This is a genomic window from Shewanella septentrionalis, from assembly GCF_025370265.1.
GTDB lineage: Bacteria > Pseudomonadota > Gammaproteobacteria > Enterobacterales > Shewanellaceae > Shewanella > Shewanella hafniensis.
Genome location: NZ_JAMTCC010000081.1, coordinates 1 through 5,791 on the forward strand (window position 1 = coordinate 1; position 5,791 = coordinate 5,791).

The window sequence follows — 5,791 nt, forward strand, 5'->3', positions numbered from 1 at the left end:
AGCCGGGATCTAATTAATGCAATGTCACAAATAAAAATACCCAGCAAAGGCTTAATGCTGATCGTTTTAAGTAGTTGAACGATCTTTCAAGGGCTTCATAATCAGCCGCAACCTAAGTTGCGGCTGATTTTTTTATGTCTGAATTTTCTAAAGAGCTACTTGTTACTGCTGAATTTTGCCAATCGCAGGATATTGATGTATTCGCCAAACATGTTCCCATGGATTGGGTGGCTGAGGCTGTGCAACAAACTGGCAGGGCACATCACTTCGAACCCGTCGTTTCCCTGCAGAGCAAGCTGTTTGGTTGGTTCTAGGCATTGGTTTGATGCGTAACCGCTCGATTCAGCAAGTCTGTGATACGCTCTCACTGGCCTTTCCCGACGCCAAGGGGGAGCTCCCGCCACTGGCGACCAGTAGCATCATCAAAGCCAAAGAAAAGTTGGGTTCAGAGCCCATGCGTTATCTGTTCAAAACAACCGCTGCACAGTGGGAAACACAGTGTGAATTTGATGAGATAGCGGGATTGAAATTGCTCAGTGTTGATGGGACGTATTTTAAGACACATAACACTGAAGAAAACCATTACTTTGGCTTTGCACAAAGCACGGCTTCTTTTCCCTCTGTGCTGGCTGTCACCTTAATGTCTACTCGCAGCCACTTACTTTCTGATGCGGCTTTCGGGCCTGTTACCCACAGTGAAATTCACTACGCACAGCAATTGGTTGGCTCAGCTCCCGAGCATTCGCTCACGTTGTTTGACCGTGGGTTTATGTCTGCCGAATTGCTCATCAGCTGGCAAGGAAGCGGGACTAACACCCATTGGTTAACCCCGATAAAGTCTAAGACCCGCTATAGAATTATCGAGTCATTCTCAGAGTATGACCATCTGGTTGAGATGCCGGTATCACCCCAAGCTAAACAACAAGCGCCTTATCTGGGGGAGAGCTGGCAAGCCCGCCTTATCCTTATGCCATCACCCAAAGGTGATATCAAAGGGTTTATCACGTCCTGCCTATGTCCCGACACTTATCCAGTGAACGATTTGCTCAAGGTGTATTGGCAGCGATGGGAGATAGAGAGGGGTTATGGTGAGCTGAAGCAATATCAACTGGAAAATAAACCTGTCCTGCGCAGTAAGAAGAAGGATGGGGTGTATCAAGAATTATGGGGGATCTTGACGACCTACAATATTGTTCGGCTAGAGATGGCTGCCATGGCAGTGCAGCATAAAGTTGAGCCACAGAGAATAAGTTTCATTAATGCCCTGTTTTTAATACAGGATGAGTTTGGTTGGAGCGACAGAGGGAGTCCAGGAGCGATCCCACAGCACTTAAAACGACTGAGGGAAAATGGCAAAAGGTTGATTTTACCCCCGAAGAGGAAGCGGCCCAGCTACCCGCGTGTGGTGCTAAAGAAAACGGTGAAATATCCAAGTAAAAATGCCACCCGCTCTTAAGCGAGTGGCATTAAGCAAAGGCTGGGTATTTTAAAGGGGAATCCAACGTCGATTATTGAATGTTTTCTTCGTCGCCGAATTGGCCTTGGAACAAGACTGAAGATAAGTAACGTTCGGCAGCCGATGGCAAAATCACCACAATGGTTTTGCCCGCAAATTCTGGCAATTCAGCGATGCGGTTTGCGGCAACAACGGCGGCACCCGATGAAATACCCACTAAAATACCTTCTTCTTGCATTAAGCGGCGTGCCATGTCGATGGCTTCATCGTTAGTGACAGCTTCTACGCGGTCAATCAACTCTAAATCTAAGTTACCAGGGATAAAGCCTGCGCCAATACCCTGGATTTTATGTGGTCCAGGTTGTACCGGTAAACCTGCTAAGGTTTGCGCAATCACAGGAGAATCTGCTGGCTCTACCGCCACTGAGGTAATGGTTTTACCTGCCACTTTTTTCAAGTAACGGCTCACACCTGTAATCGTACCGCCCGTACCTACACCTGCAACAAACACATCCACTTCGCCATCGGTATCATTCCAGATTTCTGGACCTGTGGTTTTTTCATGGATTTCAGGGTTAGCAGGGTTATTAAACTGCTGTAATAAAATGTATTTTTCAGGAGCCGATTGACGGATTTCTTCCGCTTTATCAATTGCACCTTTCATGCCTTTCGCGCCTTCTGTCAGCACGAGATTTGCGCCAAGGGCTTTGAGCAGTTTACGACGCTCTAAACTCATGGTATTTGGCATCGTCAGGGTAAGCTTATAACCACGGGCCGCGGCTACATACGCCAGCGCAATACCTGTGTTGCCAGACGTCGGCTCAATCAGCTCGTGGTCTTTAGTCAGTAGACCCTTTTTCTCGGCATCCCAAATCATATTGGCACCGATACGGCATTTAACACTGAAACTTGGGTTACGCGCTTCGACTTTGGCCAGCACTTTACCTTGGCTAACACGGTTTAAACGTACTAGCGGGGTATTACCAATAGTATATGAATTGTCTTCGAAAATTTTGCTCATGGATTGCTTGCTCCTATGTTGGCACTATTGAATCATAATCTGCTGTGGCGCTTTTAGAAGTGATTGTTTGTTCTTCTTTATTCGATTTGGTTATTAAAGGATGTGCTGTTATTCGCAAACCCTGATTGGCAGCCAGTTTAACTGTGTTAACCTCTTGCTAACATAAAAAAGATTGTTGCATTCGCAAGGATAACTTCTTGATGTGTCAATCGTAAAACAAGCCTATCACTCGTATCGGACAAGACGCAAACATGAAACAACAGCAAACGGATTTGGGCAAAGACCCAAAAACTATGGTGACTCCCCATGCTTTTACCATTGCAGACACTGTGCTTTATACGCCATTGGCGGCGCCGCTAAAACGCGCTTTAGCCATGTTGATTGATGGTTTGCTGATCACAGTGTTAGCGGAGCAGATGGATTGGATGTTTGTGTTGCTGGTGGTCGGTATCATTTATATTGAGAAACGCAGTCATAAATTGGGTCGTTTACTCAAATGGGGACTTTATGCCGCAATGTTGGCTTTTATGTTGCTCACGACCGCCGATAATCTGCTTAATGTTAATGGCTCAAGCAATACCGATAATGAGCAGGCAGTAGAGGGGGCTGCATTGGGTAAACAAATTCTTACCTCGCTTCCGGCCATCATTTCGTTGAGCCTTTGTGATAATTACGCTTGTGGTAAAACTCAAGTTCAATCCCTGCGCGAGGTGATAGAAAACGCTTCAGCATCAAAGGGCATGACAGAGATTGAGCGACGGGAGATAGTCCTTCACGCCATAGCCAACAGTAGTTTGTCTGCTGCAGATAGCGAAAAGCTCCAGACGGAAGTCCTTGATGGCACCTTGTGGCCAGTTATCGCGCCCCAAGCTGAGTTGCAAATGCCTGATACTCAGTCTGAGCTGCTTAAGCCGATTCAAGCCATTGAAAAAATTGAACCAACTGATCCCGCGCAAGGTGTTGCGGCTAATGCTGCAAAAGTAACCGAAACGACAGACACAACCAAAACAGTACCTTCGCCAAGCACAAGAGTGAAAAGCGTCGATGATGAAGAGGAATCCACCACCCACTGTGTTATCGCTTGGGTTAAAGGCTTTATGAGTGATATGGGATTGGGCTTTGGTTGGGCGGCGTTTTACTTTACCGTTTTTACCGCCCGGTTTGATGGGCAAACCTTAGGCAAGAAGATGCTTGGCATTCGGGTGATCCAGCTCGATGGCGCTAAAATCAGTTTATGGGCCGCCTTTGGCCGTTATGGTGGTTACGCCGCAGGCTTCACTACTGGCTTACTTGGCTTTATGCAAATATTTTGGGATGCCAATCGGCAGGGGATCCAAGATAAAATATCTTCAACAGTCGTGATAGACTTAGCACAAATGCATAAAAAGCAACGATTAGAGCAGCAGGGGCCAAGTGAGTTAGCGCCCGCGCTTACGAGTGATGATGCCGCCTCTGCTCACCTTACAACAAGCACCCGTTCGGAGCACCTATGAAACAGGTCGTGATTTCGGGGAGTGGCTTATTTACGCCGCCCCACAGTATTTCTAATGAAGCCTTAGTTGAGAGCTTCAATGCTTATGTGGATATTTATAATCTTGAAAATGCAGGCTTAATTGAGCAAGGCCATGTCGCGGCTTTGTCCTATTCCTCAAGCGAATTTATTGAAAAAGCCTCGGGCATCAAGCACAGATATGTGATGGTGAAAGAGGGCATTCTCGATCCCGAAGTCATGATGCCGTTAATTCCAGAGCGCAGCAGCGAAGAGTTATCCATGCAGGCTGAAATTGGGGTTGAAGCCGCATTGATGGCACTTAGCAATGCCAATCTCAAAGCTGAACAGATTGATCTGGTGATTGTTGCCTGTGCTTATACCCAGCGTGCCTATCCTGCGATGGCAATTGAAATTCAACGTGCGCTCGGTACGCGCGGTTATGGTTACGACATGCAAGTGGCGTGTTCATCGGCAACCTTTGCAATTGTCGCCGCTGCTAATGCGATTGCTACGGGCTCAGCCTCAAGAGTGCTCGTGATTAACCCTGAGATTTGTTCGGCGCAGGTGAATTATCGCGACCGTGACAGCCATTTTATCTTTGGTGATGTCGCGACCGCACTGGTACTGGAAGAGCAAAGCCTAGCTCAATCTGACAATGTGTTTAAAATTCTCTCAAGCCGCTGTTTTACTGATTATTCGAATAATATTCGCAGTAATTTTGGTTTCTTGAATCGCTGCGATCCCAGTGCTGCCCATCAGGCCGATAAACTGTTCCACCAACAAGGGCGCAAAGTGTTTAAAGAGCTGCTGCCGATGATTTACCAACATTTGGATGAACATCTGGCCGAGCAAGCGTTAACGCCGCAGTCTTTTAAGCGTTTGTGGTTGCATCAAGCTAACATCAACATGAATCAGTTCGTGGTGCGAAAGCTGCTTGGGGATGATGTGTCAGCGGAACAAGCGCCTGTCGTATTAGACGAGTACGCCAATACCGCATCCGCTGGCTCCGTGATTGCATTTCATAAGTATTCCAGCGACTTTAAAGCGGGTGATTTAGGCTTATTAAGTTCTTTTGGCGCGGGATATTCCATCGGCAGTGTGATTTTGCAGAAGTGCTAAGCTAGCTTCGTAATAAGCAGATTTGTCTGCGGTATCTATTAATATAAACAGTTTCAATTAACCAATGCAGTTCACCTCAAGTGAACTGAATTGGTTAGATACTTGGTTATTTTTTTCTTTTATAAATAGAGTTGGTTACAGGGCCGAGTTTGAATCGAGGACCTTCGCCTGTTGTTTATAAAGAGTTGAGCCCGAGGAGTTATCAGTGGTGCACTGGTGATGATTTACAGAAGGTTTTACGAATTTCAAGTACAAAAAAACCAGCTTAAGCTGGTTATCTTCTCTTATATAAGAGAATTGGTTGCGGGAGACGGATTTGAACCGACGACCTTCGCCTGTTGTTTATAAAGAGTTGAGCCCGAAGAGTTACCAGTGATGCTCTGGTGATGATTTACAGAAGATCATTATGAATTTCAGGTATAAAAAAACCAGCTTAAGCTGGTTATCTTCTCTTACATAAGAGATTTGGTTGCGGGAGCCGGATTTGAACTGATGACCTTCGCCCGTTATTTATAAAGAGTTGAGCCCGATGAGTTAGCATGCCGCTCTATCCCATATTTTACTGTGGGTTTCTTTGAATTGTAGGTACAAAAAAACCAGCGTATGCTGGTTAAATTGGTTGCGGGAGCCGGATTTGAACCGACGACCTTCGGGTTATGAGCCCGACGAGCTACCATACTGCTCCATCCCGCGTCCGATTGTT

At 46.3% G+C, this 5,791-nt stretch carries 5 protein-coding genes and 1 tRNA gene; 4 read left to right on the forward strand and 2 right to left on the reverse strand.

The features are described 5' to 3' along the window. Window positions 1–134: 134 nt before the first annotated feature. Entirely contained in the window at window positions 135–314 is a 180-nt protein-coding gene (locus NE536_RS22240; RefSeq protein WP_261274049.1) for a hypothetical protein, read from the forward strand. Next, on the forward strand, window positions 305–1,456 hold the full coding sequence (locus NE536_RS22245; RefSeq protein WP_261274050.1) for an IS4 family transposase: 1,152 nt from the start codon (window positions 305–307) through the stop codon (window positions 1,454–1,456). The genes NE536_RS22240 and NE536_RS22245 overlap by 10 nt, the downstream gene beginning before the upstream one ends. A 52-nt stretch (window positions 1,457–1,508) precedes the next feature. Here NE536_RS22245 and cysK read toward each other — a convergent pair whose 3' ends face one another. Further along, window positions 1,509–2,477, reverse strand: a complete 969-nt coding sequence (cysK, locus tag NE536_RS22250) for a cysteine synthase A (protein WP_006085400.1) — start codon at window positions 2,475–2,477, stop codon at window positions 1,509–1,511. A gap of 251 nt (window positions 2,478–2,728) precedes the next feature. Here cysK and NE536_RS22255 point away from each other — a divergent pair, with 251 nt between their 5' ends. Further along, on the forward strand, window positions 2,729–3,970 hold the full coding sequence (locus tag NE536_RS22255) for an RDD family protein (protein WP_261274051.1): 1,242 nt from the start codon (window positions 2,729–2,731) through the stop codon (window positions 3,968–3,970). After that, window positions 3,967–5,088, forward strand: coding sequence for a beta-ketoacyl-ACP synthase III (locus NE536_RS22260; RefSeq protein ID WP_261274052.1), 1,122 nt, complete (start codon window positions 3,967–3,969; stop codon window positions 5,086–5,088). Before NE536_RS22255 ends, NE536_RS22260 begins: the two co-directional genes overlap by 4 nt. A 616-nt stretch (window positions 5,089–5,704) precedes the next feature. On the opposite strand, the gene NE536_RS22265 is transcribed toward NE536_RS22260, so the two are convergent. Further along, window positions 5,705–5,781 (reverse strand) — tRNA-Met (locus tag NE536_RS22265). Window positions 5,782–5,791: the final 10 nt, after the last annotated feature.